Source organism: Planococcus versutus (genome assembly GCF_001186155.3).
GTDB lineage: Bacteria > Bacillota > Bacilli > Bacillales_A > Planococcaceae > Planococcus > Planococcus versutus.
Genome location: NZ_CP016540.2, coordinates 1,820,612 through 1,843,204, shown reverse-complemented (window position 1 = coordinate 1,843,204; position 22,593 = coordinate 1,820,612). Strand labels below are relative to the sequence as shown.

Genomic DNA, 22,593 nt, shown 5'->3' with positions numbered 1-22,593 from the left:
CATCTCAAGGCCGATTTTGTGTTGTCGAAAAAAATTGCAAAAGTGCAAAATCTATTTTTTTGATTTGTTTGAGTAAATCGACATGATTTCCTATTCCTTTTTCGGTAGAAAACTTTTCTAGTTAAATCGACATACTATGAATGTTCTGCAGTTTTAGGTTACACTAAAACTGATAAACCTTAGGTTTAAGAAAAATAATACTTTAAGAAAAGGGGCGAAAGCATGAACGCGTATGATGAGTACATGAAAGGCATTGTTATGCCGATGCGTCAGGAATTAGTTGGAGCAGGATTTACAGAATTGATGACTGCTGAGGATGTCAATGAACATATGAGCAACGCTAAAGGAACAAGCTTAGTTGTCATCAATTCCATCTGCGGTTGTGCAGCAGGATTGGCACGTCCAGCAGTTATAGAAGCACTTCAAGCAGTAGAAGCAAAACCGGAACATTTAGTTACGGTATTTGCAGGTCAAGAAAAAGAAGCTACTGCGCAACTGCGTAATTACTTTGAAGAAGTAGCTCCATCATCACCGTCGATCGCGGTATTAAAAGATGGCGAATTGGCTCATTTTATTTCTCGTGAACAAATTGAAGGCTATCCAATGGAACAAATTCGAGACCATTTAGCACAAGCACTTGAACAGGTGTCTGCACAGTGAAGACAGTTGTCACAACAGCGTATCGCCCAACTCTTTCCATGATTGAATGGGCTGATCGCGTTTCGATAGATTTGTCGCTTCAGCAAATACCGCGCAATAAACGATCCATTGAAAAAATACACGCGGATGAAAATGCAGATTTATTGATTTGTTTAAAAGAAAGGCTCGAGTTTTATCCAGTGGGTAAAAAAGAGCCGTTTTTTTTTCATCCGAATTCGGCGGCTTTTCGAACAAAAAGACCCCTCCAAAACGATCCGTTAATTGCTATATCTGGTCTTAAACGCGGTGATTCTTTTCTAGACTGCACATTAGGCTTAGCGTCAGACTCTCTAGTAGCTTCTCAGTGGGTAGGAAGCAGCGGTAAAGTGATTGGCTGTGAAAGTCATCCAGTCCTTGCATACGTCATAGAACAAGGCTTAAAACGCTACACAGGTATGCCTCACTTAGATGAAGCGATGAATCGAATAGTTGTTGTATCTTCTGATGCAGTTTCTTTTCTAAAAAAACTTGAATCCAATTCGTTTGACGTTATTTATATGGATCCTATGTTTACTGAAAAAATAACAGAAGCATCCAACTTTATACCGCTTAGAGGTTCTGCGGATTATGGTCAATTAACAGAACAGTGGGTAGCAGAGGCAAGACGTGTGGCACGAAAAACAGTCGTTCTAAAAGCACATTTTCGTTCTGAAGATTTCGAACGCTTTGGATTTGCACGACGTGTTCGACCCAATACCAAATTCCATTATGGTGTAATTTCAAATACATCAAAATAAAAACTAAACCGTCTTGATACTTACGTGTTGGGGTAGAAATGTAAAGATAACGAGTGTTCGATTGTATTAAATGGTAAAGATTATATTCAACTGGTTGGGAATCTAGCTCATAGTATGTCTCATAAGAAAATACTATGTAACTTCAAGTAGGAATACAGGCAAAAGGGCTGTCAATTCGATTAAGAATTGACAGCCCTTTTGTATTCTCGCTTATTTATAAGTGGTGTTTTGGAAGAGAACGGTTACAATAAAAAAACTCTCTAAAGTTCAGAAAGTTTTTTATTGCTTATTAGTCTGTTATTGAGAGAGAAGTCAAATAACCAAGCATAAACAAAAGACCCAGTCCGATCAATAATGATGTATCCATGAAAATTCCTCCTTTTCAAAAAAAACAAGGCATTGTTAATGACTTTATTGTACAATGAATTTCAAGAAGATGAAACCTTTACCCGCGAAATTCGTATAAATAAAAAAGTATGTTACTAAAATGTTCATAAAGAAAAGGTGATGTTCATGAAAAACTGGTGGCAAAAGTCGCTAGTGATTGCAGTTGCCGTTTTAACATTGGGCGCAATTTCCCCGAATCATTTAATTTGGGAATCGCTTTTAGACGAAAAGGGCCAACCGAAATCACATGCAACTGAAAGCATTAACAAACAATATATTTATGACTGGGTAGATCCAGGTGAGTTTTATGACACAAGTGAGTCTATTCTTGATCTAGTTTATCAATCTGCAGAAGAACAGTCTTATGTGAAATTCGGATCACGAATTGGTCCTGTGATTCAAGAGGAATTCCAAACATTGATTTTGCCTAATATTCAACGAGCAATTGATGTTCATCTTGGAAATCTCAATACCGGCAAGTTAAGTAAATTAGCCATTTCCGAAAAACCTTCTGGCGATCATTCTGAAAAAATATTTCATGTATATGACGCTGAAACACTTAAAGACGAAATACGTTTTCATGTCAGAACAGAGAAAAAACCACAGTTAGGCTATTCTTTTAACTTTCACTATCATTTGGCTGAAGATGACTTCCAAAAACACATTACATTAGGAGACATCTACTGGTCGAAAAATACACCGCCAAAATGGCTTTCGTAAACCGTCTATTGAGGCGGTTTTTCTTTTGTGAATTTTTAATTATTTAAGTGAAAGTTTTGTTGGCGAGCAGTTTTTGTTATGATTAAAGTAATAACGGAGGCGAATTATATGAAGCAATATTTAGACTTATGTGAACATATTCTACATAATGGAGCTACAAAAGAAGATCGAACTGGAACTGGTACTTTGAGTGTCTTTGGTCATCAAATGCGATTCGATTTAGCGGAAGGCTTTCCTTTAATGACAACTAAAAAAACAGCGTTTCGCTTGATTGTCTCGGAACTTCTTTGGTTTATCAAAGGTGATACCAATGTCCGATCTCTATTGCAAGAAAATAATCACATTTGGGATGAATGGGCGTTTGCACAGTGGGTAGCAAGTGATGAATACGCTGGACCTGATATGTCTGATTTCGGTCGTCGTGCACAAACAGACCCGAAATTTGCGGAAGTATACAAGATTGAGATGCAAAGTTTTCAGCGTAAAGTAATTGAAAGTCCAGAGTTTGCTGAGAAATACGGAGACCTAGGTCCCGTTTACGGCAAGCAATGGCGCTCATGGGCAACAACAGAAGGCAAGACCATCGATCAACTGAAAAATGTTATTGAATCGATTAAAAAAAATCCGGATTCTAGGCGCCACTTGGTTACTGCATGGAATCCGGAATTCATTGATCACATGGCTTTGCCACCATGTCATATCATGTTCCAATTTTATGTAGCAGACGGCAAATTATCATGCCAACTTTATCAACGCAGTGCAGATGTCTTTTTAGGTGTGCCATTTAATATTGCATCATACGCTTTGTTGACGCACCTTGTTGCTAGAGAATGCAATTTGAAAGTTGGTGATTTTGTCCATACAACAGGTGATACGCATCTCTACTCAAATCATCTTTCGCAAGTACAAGAACAGCTGTCAAGAGAACCAAAAACATTGCCAACTTTGAAAATCAATGGAGACGTCGAATCAATTTTCGACTTGAAACTAAAAGATATTACGATTGAAGGATACGATCCGCATCCTCGTATCAAAGCACCTGTTGCAGTTTAGTGGATAGTACTCAATACAATGATTAGTATGTCACAATAAGTTCTACTTTTTTACAAATATAAATTTCAAAGAAATTATAAAAAGTTGATTCTAGCGAATTCTAAAATACAAACTAGTCCAACTACCTAAAATTTATACCCTGCTAATAGCAGGATAGGAGGAAAATACATGATTTCAATGATGGTAGCGCACGATTTGAACCGTGTTATCGGAAAAAATAACGAATTGCCTTGGCATATTCCAGCAGATTTGGCTTATTTTAAAGAACATACTATTGGAAAGGGCATTGTGATGGGACGGAATACGTTCGAATCTATTGGACGTCCTCTTCCGAAGCGACGCAATATTGTTGTGACTCGTAATGATGATTACACTGCAGATGGTGTGAATGTCGTTCATAACATTCAAGATGCTATCAAGTTAGCAAGAGAAAAGCATGAAGAAATTATGATTATTGGTGGTGAGCAAGTTTTTGAATCTGTATTGCCTGATGCAGATCGTCTTTATATCACGCTTGTTCAACACGAGTATAATGGTGATACGTACTTTCCGGAGTATGGACGTGAGTGGAAGCTTGTGTCGGAGTCTGAACAACAAACTTCAAATGATGTGACTTTTTCGTATTTAGTATATGAGCGTCGGAAAAAGAAAAACGACCGTGTTTAATTCGATTCGTACATTTTCATTTTTATTTGGCTATTTGCCAATCAGTGCGATAAATTTTAAAAAAATCGTAAAACAAAAGCCGCGACTAAGTTTACAAGAATATGATCAATTGGTTCATACGGAACCTCAAAAATGGGCGAGTGGCATTATGAAACGAACAAATAGCACAGTAACTATTATAGGTACTGAAAATTTGCCTGAAGGACCGGTCTTGTTTGTCAGTAATCATGAAGGGAATTTTGATATTCCGACGTTTTTGTCAACAATTCCAAAGCCTTTTGGTTTTATTTCTAAAAAAGAAGTAAACAAATTCCCTATTATTCCGATGTATATGAAAGAAATGAATTGTGTTTTTTTAGATCGTACAGATCGACGAAGTGCATTAAAGTCAATTGCAGATACAGTTGAAAAGCTAAAAAAAGGCCATTCTATTTTGATTTTTCCTGAAGGTACTAGAAGTAAAGGTGATGGAATCGGCGAGTTTAAAGCTGGATTTGTGCGTATCGCGAAAGATGCAGGTGTGCCAATAGTACCGGTTGCGATTCATGGAACTGCAGACATCATGGAAAAAAACAACAATAAAATAATGCCAGCAAATGTAACAGTTCAACTTTTAAATGTAGTCGGTATAGATGAGCTAAACGACATAAAGCCAAAAGAGGCAATAGCACTTGTGCATGGTCGAATTGCCAACGCACTCGCTACAATAGCTACAAAAAAATTAACAAACTAGAACAAAATGGTAATCTTAGTAGTTGTTTATTGTTCCACAACTACTTAAACTCAAATGAAGAAGGAAGTGATTTCATGTCAAAGATTCATATCGTGACAGATTCGACCGCTGATTTAAAACCGGAAATCATTGAAAAATACGACTTACATGTGGTTCCCTTAAGTATTCAAGTTGGTGGAAAAAACTATTTAGACCGTGTCGATCTTGAGCCAGAATCTTTTTTAGAGTTAATGAAAAATACTGATGAAATGCCAAAAAGTTCGCAACCTGCTCCAGGTTTATTTAAAGAGTTGTATGATAAGTTAGGCAAAAATGGAGACCAAATCTTATCGATTCATATGACTGGTGGAATGAGTGGAACCGTTGAATCTGCTAAAACTGCAGCTCAATTGTCTGACTCTGATGTAACAGTCGTCGATTCGCGTTACATTTCGCATGCCTTAACTTTTCAAGTTTTTGAAGCTGCCGAAATGGCTAAAGCAGGAAAGTCAATGGAAGAAATCGTTGCACGTGTTGAACAAATTCGGCTAAATACAAAGCTCTTTGTCGTAGTCGATTCACTTGATAATCTCGTTAAAGGCGGAAGGATTGGAAAAGGTCGCGCTTTGCTAGGCTCATTAATGAAAATTAAACCGATAGCTTCGCTAGATGGTGGAGAGTATACGCCTGTAGCAAAAGTTAGAAGTCATAAACAAGTAGTTGAGTATTTGATGAAGGACTATAACGAGCGGACGGCAGGTAAAAAAGTTAAAGGTGTCGGAATTGCTCATGCTAATGGACTAGCAATGGCAGATCCACTTCGCAAAAAAATAAAAGAAACCGGTTTTACTGATATTCAATTTGACTTTACAACGCCAATTATCTCTACCCACACAGGTATCGGAGCAATTGGATTTATGTATTATACCGATTAAAAGGCGAAAAAAGGAGAGACGAATTTGAAACGCATCCTGTTTATTGTAGTAGTGCTTTTGTGTATAGTGTCGGGGTGTAGTCCATCTTCTATCTTTGGCAATGATAAAGCAGAACCAAGAAAAAAACCTGTCAATATATCTTTCACAGTGCCACCTAATTTTATTCCTCAATCTGTAGTCATTACTGCACTTGGCGACTCTCTGTCTCAAGGTGTAGGAGATGAAAGCAATTTGGGTGGTTACACAGGAAGAATAGCGTCAGAAATTCGAACGTGGCAAGGAATCAAAGGTGTTACAGTTGAAAACACTGCTAAACGCGGACGTCGGAGTGACCAGTTATTAGCTATGCTTCAGCAAGGTAAATTGACGGGGCCAGTTGGGCAAGCCGATTATTTAACGCTAACAATCGGTGGTAACGACGTTATGAAAATTGTGAAGCGTGATTTATTTTCATTGAATATAGAAGCTTTTGACGAAGAATTGGTTCTTTACGAAAATAGATTTAACCAAATTATTACTGGGATTAGAGAAATGAATCCCAACGCACCATTAATTGTTATGGGCATTTACAATCCCTTTTCGCTTGTAACAGATGAAGTAGAAGAATTTGATGTAATCATTGACTCTTATAATGAGAAGATGAAAAATAGAGTAGAGGCCGATCCTCAAGCCTGTTTTGTTCCTATCAGTGATTTGTTTATTGGCAATAAAAACTTAGTTTATCATTCGGACTTTTTTCATCCAAACAGCAAAGGGTATGATTTGATAGCGGAGCGTATGTTAAAAAGAATGGATGAATGTGGCTTAAGCTATGAAGAATAGGGTGGTGATGGGTTGAAAAAATGGAAATTAGCTTTTATTTTGTTAGTGATATTAAATGTACTGGTAGTAATTGGAATAACGCTTTACTTATCTACACCATCGAAAGACTATATATCGTATCAAGCAGCCAAAAGTGGAGCTGCTGCAGGCAATACGGTTGTGGTGAATACGACAAAAGCAGATTTTGAAGGAATTGCTAACACATATATACAAGAAGCGATGAAAGATCAACCGATACCGCTTTCTTTATCTGTTACAGATGATGTGAGTATATCAACAGAACTAAGCATTTTTTCTGTTACATTGCCAATTTTGATGAAGTTCGAACCCATTGTACAAGAAGATGGTAATTTATTACTAGAACAAAAATCCGTAGAAGTCGGTATGCTGGATATTCCTCCAGAGTCTGCGTTAAAATTGCTTAGAGACTCAGTAGATCTTCCTGAATTTATGGAAGTCATACCGGCGGATGAAGAAGTGCTCTTGAAATTGACGGAAATTTCATTAGACGATGGTATCTCCGTTCGCGCAACGTCTTTCAACTTAAAAGAAGACGACATTCGATTATTGGTGACAATTGAACCATAAAGAACGGAGTGAGTAGATGAAAACAGAAAAAGCCGTATTTGCAGGAGGCTGTTTTTGGTGTATGGTCAAACCTTTTGATTCGTTAGAAGGAATTGAAGAAGTTGTAAGTGGATACACCGGTGGCGATTTGAAAAACCCTACTTATGAACAAGTGTGCTCAAATGCAACAGGTCATGTAGAGGCAGTTCAAATTACATTTCAACCCGAAATATTTTCTTATGAAAAATTATTGGATGTATTTTGGACACAAATCGATCCGACGGATGCTGGAGGTCAATTTTTTGACCGCGGTGAATCTTATCAAACCGCTATTTTTTACAATTCTGAAGAACAGCGAGTGGCCGCTGAAAAGTCTAAGCAGGAACTGGATAATTCAGGACGATTTAACAAGGCTGTAACAACACCAATCCTTGAAGCAAAACCGTTTTATTTAGCAGAAACACATCATCAAGATTATTATAAAAAAAATCCTGGCCATTACAACCGTTATTCAGTAGGGTCAGGTCGGACGGCATTTATTGAAAAAAATTGGGGTGGACAAGCATGAAAGACGACTTAAAAACAAAACTAACATCAATGCAATATCATGTGACACAAGAAAGTGGAACTGAACCGCCTTTTCAAGGAGAGTTTGACCAACATTTCGAAGATGGTATTTATGTTGATATCGTGTCAGGAAAACCGTTATTTAGTTCGAAAGATAAGTTTGATGCACATTGTGGATGGCCAAGCTTTGCGAAGCCACTTGAAACAACGGAAGTTAAAGAAACTTTCGATACAAGTCATGGTATGAGAAGAACGGAAGTTCGCTCGGCAACTGCAGATTCCCATTTGGGGCACTTGTTCCCAGATGGGCCTTCATCTTCAGGAGGCCTTCGTTATTGCATCAACTCTGCAGCGCTACGTTTTGTTCCTAAAGAGCAATTAGACGCAGAAGGTTTGACCGAGTACAAGGAATTATTTGAATAAAAGGTGATCCGGACAAGTTGTCCGGATTTTTTTGCCTGAAATTCGAAAGGAGTTGGATGATGCATCGTTCATTTTATCAATTTACATTAAAATACCGCGGGAAAATTGATGCAGATGACTATTCGCGTTTTTCTGAAGCGATGTTTCTCGATCATTCATTTCCAAAATCAGAAACTGATTTTGAGCGACTTTCTAAATATATAGAAGAAAAAGCGCATCCAATTATGAAAGCAAGTGTTTTCGATGAGATATGGAGAGAATATATAGACCAGTAAAGCTCTTCATTGCACTAGCAGCAAAAAAACAGTATGATTAAATCTACTATATAAAAGTGAGGTTTTTTAAATGAGTGTTCACATTAATGCGAAAAAAGGCGATATAGCCGAAACGATTTTACTACCAGGAGATCCGCTTCGCGCAAAATACATAGCGGAAACGTTTTTAGAAGATGTAACTTTGTATAACGAAGTTCGCAATATGTTCGGTTACACCGGTACATACAAAGGAAAACGCATTTCTGTTCAAGGAACTGGAATGGGCGTCCCTTCAATTTCGATTTACGTTACTGAATTGATGCAGGAATATGATGTTAAAAAACTAATTCGTGTTGGTACATGTGGTTCGATTCATAAAGACGTTAAAGTTCGCGATGTTATTTTAGCACAAAGCGCATCAACAGATTCAAAAATGAATGAAATCATTTTTAAAGGAATCAATTATGCACCGACAGCTGATTTTGATTTATTGTTAAAAGCTTATAATGCAGGTCTTGAAAAAGGATTAAACTTACGTGTCGGAAATGTTTTTACCGAAGATGTTTTTTATAATGAATTTGCAGAGCATGAAAAATGGGCTCAATACGGAGTACTCGGTCTTGAAATGGAATCTTCAGCATTATACACATTGGCTGCAAAATTCGGTTGTCAAGCGTTATCAATATTAACGGTAAGTGATCATTTACTAACAGGCGAAGTAACAACTTCAGAAGAACGCCAAACAACATTTAACGAAATGATTGTTGTCGCTTTAGAAGCAGCGATTCAAGACTAGAAAAAACTTTGCCGATCCTTAAGGTTGATTTGCAATCTATAGCGTGAAGTCTCAGCTTGTAAAAAGACTGTCTCGACAGTCTTTTTCTTTTCATTTTTTCAAATTCTGAGTGTAATTACGAAAGTGGTGATAGTAGATGGATGAGCAACGTCCGGAAGAACAGCAAAAACCCATTCCACCAGTAGAAGAATCACCTTCGCATATGATCAAGATGAAAACATTTTCGTTTATTATGTTGGTGTTTCTTTTAATCATTGCTACGGCTGGATTGACCGTTTTTGCTTTAACGTTTGGCGAAGACAAAGCTGTGGAAGTAAATTCTCCAGAGCGGCGTGAATTTGAAAAATTATATACAGCCTATGATGAAATTCAAAACAATTACTTTGAAGACGTCGATAGAAATGTTCTGGTAAACGGTGCGATTAACGGCATGGTTGATTCGCTAGAAGATCCTTATTCTGATTACTTAAACGAAAAAGAAGCATCTCAATTTTTAGAAGGTATTTCATCAAGCTTTCAAGGAATTGGTGCGGAAGTTCAAGAACGCGGTGGTTACGTAACGGTAGTTTCACCAATTAAAAATTCGCCAGCTGAAAAAGCCGGCGTTTTGCCAAATGACCAAATTATTGCGGTTGACGGAGAAAGCATACAAGGTTTCACGACAACTGAAGCGGTTATGTTAATTCGTGGTGAAAAAGGATCAGAAGTCACGTTAACGATTCAACGCGGTGAAAACGCAGAGCCTATTGACATCACCATTGTTCGAGACGAAATTCCACTCGAGACAGTTTACGCCGAGATGATCGGTGACAAAGTAGCGCACATTCAAGTAACCAGTTTTTCTGAAAATACGTATCAAGAATTGCTTGATGCGATAGAAGAAATGGAAAGCGAAGGAATGGAAGCGGTCGTTATGGACGTTCGTCAAAACCCAGGTGGATTATTGGATGTAGCGCTTGATATTTCGAATTTGTTTATAGATGAAGGAAAGCCATTGTTTGAAGTTCAGGCAAAAGGATCAGAACCTGAAGTCTATATGTCTTCACCTGGTACGAAAGTTAAAGTGCCTGTTACTTTGCTAATTGATGGTGGAAGCGCGTCAGCTTCTGAAATTTTAGCAGGTGCGATGAGTGAGTCAGCAGATATTCAATTAGTCGGTGAGAAAACATTTGGCAAAGGAACAGTTCAAACCGCAAATGATCTTAAAGACGGCTCTAACTTAAAATTTACAACAGCTAAGTGGTTGACACCAGATGGCAATTGGATTCACGAAAAAGGCATCAAACCCGATGTAGAAGTAGCTTATCCAGAATATGCATCTCTTCCGATTTTAGATACATCAATCGAATTGAAAGACGGTGTGATTTCTGAACAAGTTAAAACTGCTGAGCAAATGCTCGAAGCACTTGGCTACGAAGTTGGAGATGTAGATGGCGTATTTGAAGAACAAATGACACAAGCTGTTGAGAATTTTCAAGAAGAGAACGATTTAGAAGTAACAGGAACTCTAATAGAAGATAGCACATTTGCAGTGATGGATGCATTGCGTAAGAAAATCGAAAATGACGATCCACAATTACAAAAAGCTAAGAAAATATTGATGGAAAAAGCAGGAATCACTGCTTCTTCAGAAAAAACTGAAGAGTGATGTTAAGGTCCGCTTCGGCGGGCCTTTTCTTCATTAGTTAGCGAAAGGGTGAGACGATGAAAGACGTTTACTTGTTTAGTGGATTTCTTGGAAGTGGAAAAACCACGCTATTAAAACGCATGATTACGCAAATGAAAGAAAAAGGACTAAAACCAGCTGTATTTATGAATGAACTAGGCAAGATGAATATGGATTCTAATGCAGTTGAAGGCGATGTCCCATTAAAAGAAATTTTAGACGGATGCATTTGTTGCTCGGGCTCAGAGAAATCTGAAGCACAAATTCAAACCTTGTTAGCAGAAGAAGAGTTTGATGTGCTGTTAATTGAAACAACGGGAGCCGCACATCCTGTAGAAGCTTTAGATGCTATTTTTTCTCCATTATTTGCTGAACAATTAAACTTTAAAGGCATTGTCACAGTAGCAGATAGCAAAAGATGGTTGGATCGCAATAGCTTGTCTCCGCAAATTCGATCGTTGTTTTTAGAACAAATTCGTCATGCAGATTTAATACTGGCTAACAAAATGGATTTATTGACGGAAAGTGAACAAGGAACAGTGGTGTATGAAATACAATCGTTAAACGCAACTGCGCAAATTATTCAAACAATTCATGCTGAAATTCCGTTTTCAGCGCTGGAAAAGGTAACAACGACTTCTACGCAAGATGTTGTAAAAGCACCTGTTTCAAAACTAAATCTGAATGCGAAAGTACTGCAATTTGATGCTCCTGTTAGACGTGAAAAATTTGAAGAATGGTTACGCACTTTGCCTGACTCGGTTTACCGAGTAAAAGGCTATGTACCACTTGAAGGTGACAAATATCCTCATGCTTTTCAGTTTGCTTATGGAATGGCACAATGGCTTCCTGAGTACATGAAAATGCAAAATCAAATTGTGGTAATCGGTGAAGAGCTAGCAGAAGTTGAGCTTCCGTGATTCGGTCTTATCAAAAGCTGTGGCCACAAAGGTCGGCTGTAAAAACAATCATGACGCACGATGAACTGGAAGAGCATATATTAATTGAACTAAACGATGAGTTGACACATCCGCGTGTTCGTAAAAATAAAAAGCAAAAGCTAGAACTTGCTTTACTGCGAATTACTGAGTCAGAGTTGTTGGAATCAGAAAAAAAAGAGTTAGTAGAGTTGTATAAAAAAATAGCTTTGAAAAAAGACAAATAAAAAGCAGGAAATGAAATCATTAGTTTCCATTTCCTGCTTTTTCTTGTAGTTAGCTAACAAATTGAGAAGCAATCTTTTTTTGTATGATTAATAATCGAACAGACAATGTGATAGCACCTGCAGTCAAGCCAACAATTAATCCAATCCAATAGCCAAAAGGTCCGAAATCCGTAAAATTAGCGAAAACGTACCCACTGGGCAAGCCAATAACCCAATAAGAAATCAGCGCCATAACAAATGTAATGTTAACGTCTTTATATCCGCGAAGTGCACCTTGAACAGGAGCTTGAATAGCATCTGATAATTGGAACAAGGCAGCAAATAGTAAGAATTGAATCGCCATCTTAATAACTACAGGATCTGAAGAATACAAAGTTGCAATTTCAGCTCGCATAAAGAATAGAACACAAGCAGATAAGAAACTAAAGACAATAGCCGTACCGACACTTAACCAGCTATATTGACGTGCATCGTGAAATCGTTTCGCTCCTACTTCATAGCCTACTAATATAGTCGCACCCATGGAAATACTAAGTGGTAACATATACAATAACGATGTAAAATTCAATGCGATTTGATGCGCTGCAATCGTAACAGTACCATAGACCGCAAGTAAAAATGTAACTGCGGAGAAGATGCTTGTTTCCACAAAAATTGAAATGCCAATGGGAACACCAATGCGACTAATTTCAATCCAGCGACTCAATGATAGTTTAGGCCAATTACGGAAAATTCTATACGAAGTGAAAGGGTTTCTTGTTTGGATGATCCAAGTAGCAATTGCAAGAATCAGCCAATATGTGATGGCCGAAGCCAACCCTGCTCCAGCGCCTCCGAGTTCTGGGAAACCGAAATTTCCAAATATCAATAAATAGTTAAAGAAAATATTAATAGGTGCGGATAGCAAAGAGATAACCATCGTGACACGTGTAGCTCCGAGTGCATCAATATACGAACGCAATGTCATATAAACAAATAACGGAACCAACCCAACCGACATCGCGAAAATATACCGACTCGCTACATCGGCAACTTCTGGTTCAAGATTCATAAGTGCAAGCAAACTGTCGAGACCAAAGTAGAAAAAGGTAAAAACAATGGCGGCCAGTAAGACTGCCAAATATATTCCTTGCTGGACAGCTTGTTTTACTTGCTCTTTTTTCTTAGCTCCCATCAATTGTGCTACAATTGGAGTGATAGACATGAGGATTCCGGCTAGGCCAATATAGACAGGAACCCAAAAAGAAGACCCAATGGAAACACCAGCTAAATCTTCTGTTCCATAACGTGAAGTCATATAAATATCAAAAAATGTCACTAAATACATAGCGACTTGCGTGACTAGAATAGGAAAAACGATTTTTATCAACATTAACACTTTTTCTTTTTTTGTTCGCGTTTCGTGCATAATTTTTCCTCCTGCAATCTATGTAAAATAAATGCTAACTTATCAATGACCTATTTTAGCTTAAAAGGATACGATTTTTATAGCTATTCATCAAATTCAGCACATAAAACTCAGTATAGCACAGTTAATCTTTCTAAAAGACAATCATGATGCGTCAAATTAATAGATGAAAGTAGGACAAACAATGAACAACAAAACAATTATATTAACCGGTGGTGGAACTGCTGGACACGTTTCGTTAAACCAGGCATTAATTCCAGAATTAAAAAAATTAGACTTTCATGTTGAATATATTGGTTCTAAAGAGGGCATTGAAAATGAGTTGATACGAGAGTCATTTCCTTCAGTTCCATATCATTCTATCTCGAGTGGCAAACTCCGTCGTTATTTTTCAACAAAAAACTTTTCAGATCCTTTTCGTGTAGGAGCAGGTTTAATGCAAGCAGTGAATATTATTCGTAAAACCAAACCTGTGGCCATTTTTTCAAAAGGTGGTTTTGTTTCAGTACCAGTTGTAATGGCTGGAAGAATGATGTCGATTCCTGTCATTATTCACGAGTCGGATGTTACACCAGGACTCGCAAATAAAATAGCATTACCGTTTGCTGACCACATTTTCACAGTGTTTAACGAAACATTAGCACATGTGCCAAGTGACAAGTCAACTTGTACAGGATCTCTTATTCGCAGTGAATTGAAAGAAGGAACTGCTGCAAAAGGTCAGGAAATATGTTCGTTTACGAGTAGTCTACCTGTATTAATGGTTATGGGCGGTAGCCAAGGATCAGTCATGATCAACTCAGCTATTCGCAATAATCTAGACCGTTTAATGGAAGAATACAATATCATTCATTTATGTGGCAAAGGAAATCGGATGCCAGAACTAGATACATACAAAAACTATCGGCAATTTGAGTATGTGACACATGAACTTCCTCATTTGCTGCATATGACAGATTTTGTTGTATCTCGTGCAGGTTCAAATTCGATATTTGAATTTTTAGCGTTAAAAAAACCTATGTTGCTAATCCCACTTTCAATTCAAAAAAGTCGCGGTGATCAAATTCTGAATGCCAATTTATTTGAAAAGCAAGGCTTTGCTCATGTAGTTGAGGAAGAACAGTTGTCTGCAGATCGATTTATGGAAGAACTTACACTTTTACAGAAAGATAAAGAGAAGTTAATCGAAGCTATGACAAAAGCAAAACCGCCAATTACTGCAGCTGAAATGGCTAAACTGGTAGCGACTCATGCAAAATAAGTAAGAGGTGAAAAAATGGAAATAGCGTTGATAAAAGTTCATGGCTCAATGAATACTTTCTATATGTTCGAAGGAGAAGAACGCGATGACTACGCGCAATTAGCAAAGCACATTTCAACAATAGATCCAGACATTGACGGCATTTTGGTGATTTTGCCTTCAACTAGAGCGCATGCAAAGATGCGTGTTTTCAATAATGATGGATCAGAAGCATCAATGTGTGGAAATGGTCTTCGGTGTGTAGCACGATATGTATGCGAACAACAAAATATACAAAAAGCTGTCATCGAAACTATGAAAGCTTTTTTAAGCGTAAGAAAAAAAGCAGTATCAAATGGAGAAATTGCAACATATGCCGTAGAAATTTCGCCGGTATCCTTTTTACTAAACAGTGTACCGATGAATTACTTAAACCAAAATGAATGGATCAATAAGCCTTTGCCATTTGTTTCAAAAGATATTCTGTTTTCAGCGGTATCTGTTCCCAATCCGCATTTAATCGGAATAGTTCCGGCTACACTTCAAAATGATTCTAGCCATCAAGAAAAATGGGCACAGTATTTTAATAGTGACAATGAATACTTTCCAGATGGTGTTAATGTCAGCTATGTAACAGCTGTCGAAAAAGGAATATTCGTTCGGACATATGAACGTGGAGTTGGTTTCACAAATGCCTGCGGGACAGCGATGACTGCTTCTGCTTTGATTAGTTGCATGTCTGGATTAACGCCTTACGGGGACGTATCTGTATATAATCCAGGTGGTCTTGTGAAATGTACCATTGCTAGTAGTGAAAATAAGATTGACCTCGAACTATCAGGGAATGCAACATATTTAGCGTATTCAACATTTTATTGGGCACAAGATGATATAGAGAAAAGTCGCATTTTGTTCGTCAAAAATTCACAAGAACAAGTTTCTTACAACAAGTTTATTGAGCAAGTAACTACACGTTCAAATCTATTTTCTTAATGAAGGCGGTGAATAAGATGGCAATGCCTTTTTCTATAGAGCAACTAGACCTTCTCTATAAAAATTCAAAAAATCCAGTCTATTTCATGAAACAAAATGGTGAAACTTTTGACTATATGTATGTAAACCCGGTGTGCTCTACGATATTCAAAAAAAAGCTGGTTGGAACGAACATAGATGAGAGCATGCCGTTCGCTTTGTCTCAGGAAATAAAAAAACAATATGGAATTGCCTTGAAAAAAGGTGAAAGTCACGCATATCGGGATTACAGTTTGTTTAGCGACTCGGACACTGCAATGGAATCTGAGTTAACGCCCATTGATTATCAGAGTCAAAAGTTTGTACTAGCTGTAACCAAAAACGTGACAGTTCAAAAAAAAATTGAAGAAGATTATTTGTTTTATGAATCGTTAGTTCAAAATTCTGTAGATCCAATGATTATGGTTTCTGCAGAATATAAAATTATTGATTTAAATCCAGCTTACGAAAAAGCATTTGGGGTAAGGAAAAAAGAGTGTGTCAATCTCACTTACGACGACTTGTCTAAAAAGAAAAAAGAATTATTTAAAGCAGGAAAAGAATTATTAACACAATTTGAGCCCTTATTAAAAAGCACCTCTTTGATTATGAATCGACAAAAACACGATGGAGTAAAAGCGAAGTTTTCAGTAAGTTATTCGCCAATCATTGAAAACGGAATGATTCGAGCATTTCATGTTGTGTTTCGAGAGCTAACAACAGAACAGCTATTGAAAAATGAGCTTAAAAAAACAGAAAATATTTTGGAGAGCTACAAAGATGCGCTTAATTACGCAGCACTTGTCGCGATTTGGGATGTATCTGGTACGATTAAGTTTGTTAATAAAAACCTAAACGAACTAACAGGCTATAAAAAAGAAGAGTTAGTTAATATGACTGTTTTTGAAGCTAGTAATGTACTTATTACTACAAAAAAATACAGAGAAATACAAAAAGTAGTTTGGGAAAATGAAATCTGGCGTGGAGAAATGGAAGTTGCGAAGAAAAACAATGAGTTTTTTTGGGTAGATGCTACAGTCATTCCACTTGTAAATACAGATGGCGAAGTTTACCAGTTTCTGTCTATTTTATTTGATATTACAGAACGAAAACAACTTGAAAAACAGCTTCATTTCATGGCTTATCATGATAGTTTAACGAATTTACCCAATCGTCGATTTATGATTCAGGAATTTGATCAAATCAAAATGCAAGTGAATAATAAAAATGAGTATATTGCTTTTTTGTATATAGATGGCGATGATTTTAAATCAGTCAATGATCAATTTGGGCATGACGTTGGTGACGAATTTATTTATCATTTCGGAGAAGCCATAAAAAAAAGTTTGCGGACTGATGATTTAGTTGCAAGAATTGGTGGCGATGAATTTTTGGTAGCATTAACTGGAATTGTTCCGGAAAAGTTTGAACAGCATATTGAAACGGTTATCGCACGAATCAATAAAACCCTTCTTGAGGGGTGGACAATTAATGGACATCAATTTTCACCAACTTCCTCAACAGGTATTTCCATATATCCATTACATGGCGATAATTTTGATGACTTAATGAAAAAAGCAGATATGGCACTTTATACAGCTAAAAAAACAGGCAAAGGATATTCACAATTGTATTCGTTATAATTAAACTCCCATAAAAAGCTTGAATTTCAGACATAAAATGGATAAATCAGTTTTTATATCTGTTGTGCGAACTATTTCACTAAAATGCTTTGTTTTTTGTCAAGGAAGTAGTAAGATTGATAGGGAAATTTAAACTTGAATTGCTTAACGCCTTCTACTTTATGTCTAATGGGAAGCGTGATAAAATAGGTAAGACATAGATGAATATAGTGACTGCCTTAAAACAAATAGTTGGAGGTTTTTTAATGTCTAGCAATCATTCAGATACAAAATCCCCATGGAGTTCCATTACTGGTCCGAACTTGGGATACATAATGGAAATGTATGACTTGTATCAAGAAACACCGGAATTACTTGATCCGGAATATGTTAAACTGTTTAAGCAATATGGGCCGCCGACAGATGTTACTCCAGTACAACAGAATTCTGTCGAGCCGAATAATTTTGGGAAAGTACTAGCTGCTGTTAACTTAGCAGAAGCTGTTCGTGCGCACGGTCATTTAGCTTCGGATATTTATCCGCTAAAAGATCAGCCAATAGACACTAGTCGCATGGAGCCTTCAACTTATGGTCTGAGCGAACAAGATTTGAAAGAAGTACCTGTGTCATTAATTTTAAGCAATGCACCAGCAGATGTAAATGATGGCCTTGATGCAATCAATTATTTAAAATCACTTTACACAGAAAAAGTTGCTTTTGAATTTTCGCATGTAATTCAACCACAAGAACGTAGCTGGTTACAAGAAAAAATCGAAGCTGGAATAGCAAAGCCTTCACTAGATGCTAACAAGAAAAAACAAGTTCTTGATTTGTTGACGCGTGTAGAAGGTTTCGAAAAATTTGTTCACCGTACCTTTGTTGGGCAAAAACGTTTTTCAATAGAAGGTGTGGATTCATTAGTAGTGTTAATGGATGAACTAGTTCGTATGTCTGAGTCAGCAGGAACTGAAGATATTATGATCGGGATGGCACATCGCGGTCGTTTAAATGTGCTTACCCATATTTTAAATAAACCATATGAAATGATGTTTGCTGGCTTTGCTCACGTAGGAGATGAAGCTTTTCTTCCAGAAGATGGTTCGCTTCAAATCACAAAAGGTTGGTTTGGAGATGTAAAATATCATATGGGTGCAGCTTATAAGTCTGCGACAGGTACAAATGTTAAGTTAGCCTACAACCCTTCACATTTGGAAATTGTTAGCCCAATTGTTGCAGGTCAAACGCGTGCTGCTCAAGAAGATACCAGCAAAACAGGTATTGCAGATTTAGATCCAAAAAAATCATATTCTATTCTTATTCATGGAGATGCAGCATTCCCAGGACAAGGAATTGTCACAGAGACTTTAAATTTTAGTCGCGTTAGAGGTTATCAAACGGGTGGGTCTATTCATATTATTGCGAATAACTTGATTGGTTTTACAACTGAGCAATTTGACTCTCGTTCTACACATTATTCTTCAGATCCAGCAAAAGGATTTGAAGTGCCTGTTATTCATGTGAATGCGGATGAGCCTGAAGCAGTTGTTGCAGTAGCTCGTTTAGCATTTGAATATCGTGAAAAGTTCAGCAAAGACATTTTGATCGATTTAATCGGTTACCGTCGATATGGACACAACGAAATGGATGAACCTTTAGTGACAAATCCTACAATGTATCATGGCATTCATCAGCATGATACTGTTCGTGAATTATACGGAAAACAATTAACGGCTGAAAAAATCCTTACTGAAGACGATGTTAAAAAGTTAGATATAGACACACAAAAAGAAATGCAAGAAGCATATGATCGCGTAAAAGAAAATAAATCAGACGAGTTTCCAAAAGTGGAAATGCCTGAAGCAGTTTTAAATGGCTTTCCTGAAGTTCCAACAGGTATTGACAAAGAAGTTCTAACAAAAATGAACGAAGAACTGTTGTCATGGCCAAATGATTTTTCTGCTTTCGGTAAATTAGCTAAAATTTTAAAACGTCGCGAAGAGCCATTCAAAGGAAAAGGTAAAGTAGATTGGGCACATGCGGAAACGCTTGCGTTTGGGACGATTTTACAAGATGGGAATCCGATTCGCTTAACGGGACAAGATGCTCAGCGCGGTACTTTTGCTCAGCGTCACCTTGTTTTACATGATGAAAAGAATGGCAACGAGTTGGTACCGTTACATCATATTTCTGATGCTAAAGCATCGTTTGTTGTTTACAACAGTCCATTAAGTGAAGCATCCGTTTTGGGCTTTGAATATGGTTATAATGTTGAAAATGATAAAGCGTTAGTAATTTGGGAAGCACAGTATGGCGATTTCGCTAATATGGCACAAATGATGTTTGATCAATTTATTTCTTCTGGACGAGCAAAGTGGGGACAAAAATCGGGCCTTATTATGCTGCTTCCTCATGGTTTTGAAGGCCAAGGACCAGAGCACTCAAGTGCTCGTTTAGAAAGACATCTTCAAATGGCTGCTGAGAACAACTGGACAGTCGCGAACCTTTCTAGTGCGTCAAACTATTTTCACATTTTACGTCGTCAAGCTAAAATGCTAGGTAAAGAGTCAATTCGTCCATTAATCATCGTTTCGCCAAAATCATTATTGCGTCATCCACTCGTTGGAGCATCAGTAGATGATTTAACGGAAGGTCATTTTCAAACGATTATTGAGCAACCGAATATGGGCAAAGACGTGAAAAAAGTAAAACGAGTTCTTTTTGCAAGTGGCAAAATGGCAATCGATTTGGCAGAGCGCGTGAAAGACGGTACAGACTACAAATGGGTACACATTGTCCGCGTTGAGCAATTATATCCATTCCCGGCTGAGAAGATTAAAGCGATTGTTGACCGTTATTCTAATGCTAAAGAAATCGCATGGGTGCAAGAAGAACCAAAAAACATGGGGTCCTGGACATTTGCAGATCCATATTTACGTGAATTGGCTGATGGCAAAGAAGTAAAATACTTCGGTCGCACACAGCGCCAAAGCCCAGCAGAAGGTGACGGAGAAGCACATAAAGTCGAACAAACACGTATTATTGACGAAGCATTAGCTAAATTGTAAGGATAATCTAAGGAGGAATTTTTTGTGGCAGAGATTAAAGTACCAGAACTAGCAGAATCGATTACAGAAGGAACAATCGCTCAGTGGCTTAAACAGCCGGGCGACACAGTAGAAAAAGGAGAATTCATCGTTGAACTTGAAACAGATAAAGTTAACGTTGAAGTTATTTCCGAAGAAGCTGGAGTTGTTCAAGAACACTTAGCACAAGAAGGTGATACAGTTGAAGTTGGACAAGTTATCGCAATTGTTGGCGAAAGTTCTGGGGAAACTACAGCACCTAAAGCTGAAGAAGTTCCACAAAAAGCAGAAGAGCCCGCTAAAACAGAAGCTCCTGCAACTCAAGAACCTGTAGAAAAAGATCCAGCAGCAGAAGAGCAGTCTTCTTCTGATCGTACCATTGCAAGCCCAGCAGCTCGCAAATTGGCACGTGAAAAAGGAATTGACCTTGCTGCAATTTCTCCAGTAGATCCAATGGGCCGCGTACGCGTTCAAGATGTGGAAGCTCATGGGTCAAAACCTGCTGCAAGTGCACCTGCTGCTAAAGCAGAAGCACCAAAATCTGCTTTTTCTTCGGATGAAGAAAGCGGTCGTATTGTTCGTGAAAAAATGACGAGACGCCGTCAAACAATTGCAAAACGTCTTCTTGAAGTTAGACAATCAACGGCAATGTTGACTACTTTCAATGAAATTGATATGACTAATGTAATGGCATTGCGTAGCCGTAAAAAAGATCAATTTCTTAAAAATAACGATGTGAAACTTGGATTTATGTCATTCTTCACAAAAGCAGTTACTGCTGCTTTGAAAAAATACCCATATGTTAACGCTGAATTAGAAGGTACAGATGTATTGCTAAAACAGTTTTATGATGTAGGAATTGCTGTTTCAACTGAAGAAGGACTTGTTGTGCCAATCGTCCGCGATACGGACAAAAAGAACTTTGCTGAAATTGAAGAGACAATTGGTGAACTTGCTAAAAAAGCGCGTGATAAAAAGCTGTCAATTGCAGACATGACAGGTGGTTCGTTCACAATTACTAACGGTGGTGTCTTTGGATCATTGCTATCTACGCCTATTTTGAATGGTGCACAAGTAGGTATTCTTGGAATGCACACAATCCAAAAACGTCCAGTAGCAATTGGCGATGAAGTCGAAATTCGTCCGATGATGTATGTGGCTCTTTCATACGATCACCGCGTAATTGACGGAAGCGATTCTGTTGGTTTCTTGAAGATGGTTAAAAATATGATCGAAAATCCAGAAGATCTCTTACTGGAATCTTAATAAATAATTAAAAAGATAGTCCTGCATTGCAGGACTATCTTTTTTTGTCATGATAAAAGGAACAACAGCCTAAGGCGGTAGAAATTCATGGATATTTCATTTTTCATTGACTTAGTAAAAGAATATGGTTATTTTAGTATGTTTGTTTTTAATTGGCTACTACTTTTTGGATTACCCATTCCAAATGAAGTAGCTGCAGCTTTTTCAGGGGTGTTAACAGAAATCAGTTATTTTAAGCCAGTCTATGCTTTTTTATCTGCATATTTAGGCTTAGTCACGAGTAATACTTTTGCGTATTTAATTGGTCGGAGTTGGGGACATCGATTATTAAATCGCTTAAACCAAACGCGGTTAAAACATGCAATCGGTCGGTTTAGTGGATTTTTAGAAAAACATGGAGAATGGGCAATTGCTTTTAGTTTTTTCTTGCCTGGCATCCGTTGGGCAATGCCATATGTAGTAGGAGCAAACCGATTTCCATTTTTTCGCTATGTGTTATTTGCGTATACCGCAGGTTTTGTTTGGATGTTCCTTTACTTTAGTATCGGTCGGTCATTTCCTTATGCTTATCAATCGATACTCGAACATGTACAAGTATTCTTGATCTTAGTATCAACTTTCATTATCATACTGATTGTTTGGCGTTATGTCGTTAGTAAAAATAAAACAAAATAAAATAATAACAACTCTTACAAATTCTTAGATGACTGTTAATTGGATTGGAATTTGTAACTGAGTCTGTTTGAAATTACCTTGCTTTTTCCTTATACTGAATGTATAGACAGATAGAAAAG

At 37.5% G+C, this 22,593-nt stretch carries 23 protein-coding genes; 22 read left to right on the top strand and 1 reads right to left on the bottom strand.

The genetic code is table 11. The features are described from left to right. Positions 1 to 222 precede the first annotated feature (222 nt). The 16 genes from I858_RS09510 (at position 223) to I858_RS09435 (ending at position 12,169) form a co-directional block, all read left to right on the top strand. Complete coding sequence (locus I858_RS09510; protein WP_065524584.1) at positions 223 to 660, top strand: BrxA/BrxB family bacilliredoxin; 438 nt, start codon at positions 223 to 225, stop codon at positions 658 to 660. Then, the gene (locus tag I858_RS09505) at positions 657 to 1,436 is read left to right on the top strand and encodes a class I SAM-dependent methyltransferase (protein WP_083553695.1); all 780 of its coding nucleotides are present in this window, start codon (positions 657 to 659) and stop codon (positions 1,434 to 1,436) included. The genes I858_RS09510 and I858_RS09505 overlap by 4 nt, the downstream gene beginning before the upstream one ends. 513 nt (positions 1,437 to 1,949) lie before the next feature. Beyond that, on the top strand, positions 1,950 to 2,543 hold the full coding sequence (locus I858_RS09500) for a YpjP family protein (protein ID WP_065524585.1): 594 nt from the start codon (positions 1,950 to 1,952) through the stop codon (positions 2,541 to 2,543). A 108-nt stretch (positions 2,544 to 2,651) separates the two neighbouring features. Further along, positions 2,652 to 3,596, top strand: a complete 945-nt coding sequence (locus tag I858_RS09495) for a thymidylate synthase (RefSeq protein WP_065524586.1) — start codon at positions 2,652 to 2,654, stop codon at positions 3,594 to 3,596. A 168-nt stretch (positions 3,597 to 3,764) separates the two neighbouring features. Then, a complete protein-coding gene (locus I858_RS09490) occupies positions 3,765 to 4,262 on the top strand; it encodes a dihydrofolate reductase (RefSeq protein WP_065524587.1) in 498 nt (165 codons plus the stop codon). Further along, positions 4,228 to 4,995, top strand: a complete 768-nt coding sequence (locus tag I858_RS09485; protein WP_065524588.1) for a lysophospholipid acyltransferase family protein — start codon at positions 4,228 to 4,230, stop codon at positions 4,993 to 4,995. The genes I858_RS09490 and I858_RS09485 overlap by 35 nt, the downstream gene beginning before the upstream one ends. Before the next feature lie 74 nt (positions 4,996 to 5,069). Then, a complete protein-coding gene (locus I858_RS09480) occupies positions 5,070 to 5,909 on the top strand; it encodes a DegV family protein (protein WP_065524589.1) in 840 nt (279 codons plus the stop codon). 24 nt (positions 5,910 to 5,933) lie between these two features. Then, positions 5,934 to 6,731, top strand: a complete 798-nt coding sequence (locus tag I858_RS09475; RefSeq protein ID WP_065524590.1) for a GDSL-type esterase/lipase family protein — start codon at positions 5,934 to 5,936, stop codon at positions 6,729 to 6,731. Between the two features lie 12 nt (positions 6,732 to 6,743). Further along, positions 6,744 to 7,319 carry a YpmS family protein gene (locus I858_RS09470; RefSeq protein ID WP_065524591.1) on the top strand — a complete coding sequence of 192 codons (576 nt, stop codon included), beginning with the start codon at positions 6,744 to 6,746 and terminating at the stop codon, positions 7,317 to 7,319. 16 nt (positions 7,320 to 7,335) lie between these two features. Further along, on the top strand, positions 7,336 to 7,866 hold the full coding sequence (msrA, locus tag I858_RS09465) for a peptide-methionine (S)-S-oxide reductase MsrA (protein ID WP_065524592.1): 531 nt from the start codon (positions 7,336 to 7,338) through the stop codon (positions 7,864 to 7,866). Then, positions 7,863 to 8,288: a peptide-methionine (R)-S-oxide reductase MsrB gene (msrB, locus tag I858_RS09460; RefSeq protein WP_065524593.1), complete on the top strand. Its 426-nt coding sequence runs from the start codon at positions 7,863 to 7,865 to the stop codon at positions 8,286 to 8,288. Before msrA ends, msrB begins: the two co-directional genes overlap by 4 nt. A gap of 59 nt (positions 8,289 to 8,347) precedes the next feature. After that, positions 8,348 to 8,563 (top strand): YozE family protein, encoded by a 216-nt coding sequence (locus I858_RS09455; RefSeq protein WP_065524594.1) that lies wholly within the window; start codon positions 8,348 to 8,350, stop codon positions 8,561 to 8,563. Between the two features lie 70 nt (positions 8,564 to 8,633). Further along, positions 8,634 to 9,338, top strand: coding sequence for a purine-nucleoside phosphorylase (gene deoD / locus I858_RS09450; protein ID WP_065524595.1), 705 nt, complete (start codon positions 8,634 to 8,636; stop codon positions 9,336 to 9,338). 136 nt (positions 9,339 to 9,474) lie between these two features. Further along, positions 9,475 to 10,986 (top strand): lmo1851 family serine protease, encoded by a 1,512-nt coding sequence (locus tag I858_RS09445; protein WP_065524596.1) that lies wholly within the window; start codon positions 9,475 to 9,477, stop codon positions 10,984 to 10,986. Between the two features lie 56 nt (positions 10,987 to 11,042). Beyond that, complete coding sequence (locus I858_RS09440; RefSeq protein WP_065524597.1) at positions 11,043 to 11,924, top strand: CobW family GTP-binding protein; 882 nt, start codon at positions 11,043 to 11,045, stop codon at positions 11,922 to 11,924. Next, complete coding sequence (locus I858_RS09435; RefSeq protein ID WP_065524598.1) at positions 11,921 to 12,169, top strand: hypothetical protein; 249 nt, start codon at positions 11,921 to 11,923, stop codon at positions 12,167 to 12,169. Before I858_RS09440 ends, I858_RS09435 begins: the two co-directional genes overlap by 4 nt. A 49-nt stretch (positions 12,170 to 12,218) precedes the next feature. Here I858_RS09435 and I858_RS09430 read toward each other — a convergent pair whose 3' ends face one another. Next, positions 12,219 to 13,577: an MATE family efflux transporter gene (locus I858_RS09430; RefSeq protein ID WP_065524599.1), complete on the bottom strand. Its 1,359-nt coding sequence runs from the start codon at positions 13,575 to 13,577 to the stop codon at positions 12,219 to 12,221. A 184-nt stretch (positions 13,578 to 13,761) separates the two neighbouring features. Between I858_RS09430 and I858_RS09425 the strand changes: the two genes are divergently transcribed. The 6 genes from I858_RS09425 to I858_RS09400 all read left to right on the top strand — a co-directional run bounded on the left by I858_RS09425 (position 13,762) and on the right by I858_RS09400 (position 22,474). Continuing rightward, positions 13,762 to 14,838, top strand: coding sequence for an undecaprenyldiphospho-muramoylpentapeptide beta-N-acetylglucosaminyltransferase (locus tag I858_RS09425; protein WP_065524600.1), 1,077 nt, complete (start codon positions 13,762 to 13,764; stop codon positions 14,836 to 14,838). Between the two features lie 15 nt (positions 14,839 to 14,853). After that, complete coding sequence (gene dapF, locus I858_RS09420; protein WP_065524601.1) at positions 14,854 to 15,810, top strand: diaminopimelate epimerase; 957 nt, start codon at positions 14,854 to 14,856, stop codon at positions 15,808 to 15,810. A gap of 86 nt (positions 15,811 to 15,896) precedes the next feature. Then, on the top strand, positions 15,897 to 17,471 hold the full coding sequence (locus I858_RS09415; RefSeq protein ID WP_239457122.1) for a sensor domain-containing diguanylate cyclase: 1,575 nt from the start codon (positions 15,897 to 15,899) through the stop codon (positions 17,469 to 17,471). Positions 17,472 to 17,716: 245 nt separating this feature from the next. Further along, the gene (locus I858_RS09410) at positions 17,717 to 20,515 is read left to right on the top strand and encodes a 2-oxoglutarate dehydrogenase E1 component (RefSeq protein WP_065524603.1); all 2,799 of its coding nucleotides are present in this window, start codon (positions 17,717 to 17,719) and stop codon (positions 20,513 to 20,515) included. A 24-nt stretch (positions 20,516 to 20,539) separates the two neighbouring features. Then, positions 20,540 to 21,799 carry a 2-oxoglutarate dehydrogenase complex dihydrolipoyllysine-residue succinyltransferase gene (gene odhB, locus I858_RS09405; protein WP_065524604.1) on the top strand — a complete coding sequence of 420 codons (1,260 nt, stop codon included), beginning with the start codon at positions 20,540 to 20,542 and terminating at the stop codon, positions 21,797 to 21,799. 87 nt (positions 21,800 to 21,886) lie between these two features. Then, positions 21,887 to 22,474, top strand: coding sequence for a DedA family protein (locus I858_RS09400; RefSeq protein WP_065524605.1), 588 nt, complete (start codon positions 21,887 to 21,889; stop codon positions 22,472 to 22,474). Positions 22,475 to 22,593 lie beyond the last annotated feature (119 nt).

Coding starts and splice junctions, on each gene's coding strand:
- I858_RS09510 (WP_065524584.1), top strand. CDS start 223: ATGAACGCGTATGATGAGTACATGAAAGGCATTGTTATGCCGATGCGT.
- deoD (WP_065524595.1), top strand. CDS start 8,634: ATGAGTGTTCACATTAATGCGAAAAAAGGCGATATAGCCGAAACGATT.
- I858_RS09485 (WP_065524588.1), top strand. CDS start 4,228: ATGAGCGTCGGAAAAAGAAAAACGACCGTGTTTAATTCGATTCGTACA.
- I858_RS09500 (WP_065524585.1), top strand. CDS start 1,950: ATGAAAAACTGGTGGCAAAAGTCGCTAGTGATTGCAGTTGCCGTTTTA.
- I858_RS09410 (WP_065524603.1), top strand. CDS start 17,717: ATGTCTAGCAATCATTCAGATACAAAATCCCCATGGAGTTCCATTACT.
- I858_RS09430 (WP_065524599.1), bottom strand. CDS start 13,577: ATGCACGAAACGCGAACAAAAAAAGAAAAAGTGTTAATGTTGATAAAA.
- I858_RS09425 (WP_065524600.1), top strand. CDS start 13,762: ATGAACAACAAAACAATTATATTAACCGGTGGTGGAACTGCTGGACAC.
- I858_RS09455 (WP_065524594.1), top strand. CDS start 8,348: ATGCATCGTTCATTTTATCAATTTACATTAAAATACCGCGGGAAAATT.
- I858_RS09400 (WP_065524605.1), top strand. CDS start 21,887: ATGGATATTTCATTTTTCATTGACTTAGTAAAAGAATATGGTTATTTT.
- dapF (WP_065524601.1), top strand. CDS start 14,854: ATGGAAATAGCGTTGATAAAAGTTCATGGCTCAATGAATACTTTCTAT.
- I858_RS09415 (WP_239457122.1), top strand. CDS start 15,897: ATGAAACAAAATGGTGAAACTTTTGACTATATGTATGTAAACCCGGTG.
- I858_RS09445 (WP_065524596.1), top strand. CDS start 9,475: ATGGATGAGCAACGTCCGGAAGAACAGCAAAAACCCATTCCACCAGTA.
- I858_RS09490 (WP_065524587.1), top strand. CDS start 3,765: ATGATTTCAATGATGGTAGCGCACGATTTGAACCGTGTTATCGGAAAA.
- I858_RS09480 (WP_065524589.1), top strand. CDS start 5,070: ATGTCAAAGATTCATATCGTGACAGATTCGACCGCTGATTTAAAACCG.
- msrA (WP_065524592.1), top strand. CDS start 7,336: ATGAAAACAGAAAAAGCCGTATTTGCAGGAGGCTGTTTTTGGTGTATG.
- I858_RS09440 (WP_065524597.1), top strand. CDS start 11,043: ATGAAAGACGTTTACTTGTTTAGTGGATTTCTTGGAAGTGGAAAAACC.
- I858_RS09495 (WP_065524586.1), top strand. CDS start 2,652: ATGAAGCAATATTTAGACTTATGTGAACATATTCTACATAATGGAGCT.
- msrB (WP_065524593.1), top strand. CDS start 7,863: ATGAAAGACGACTTAAAAACAAAACTAACATCAATGCAATATCATGTG.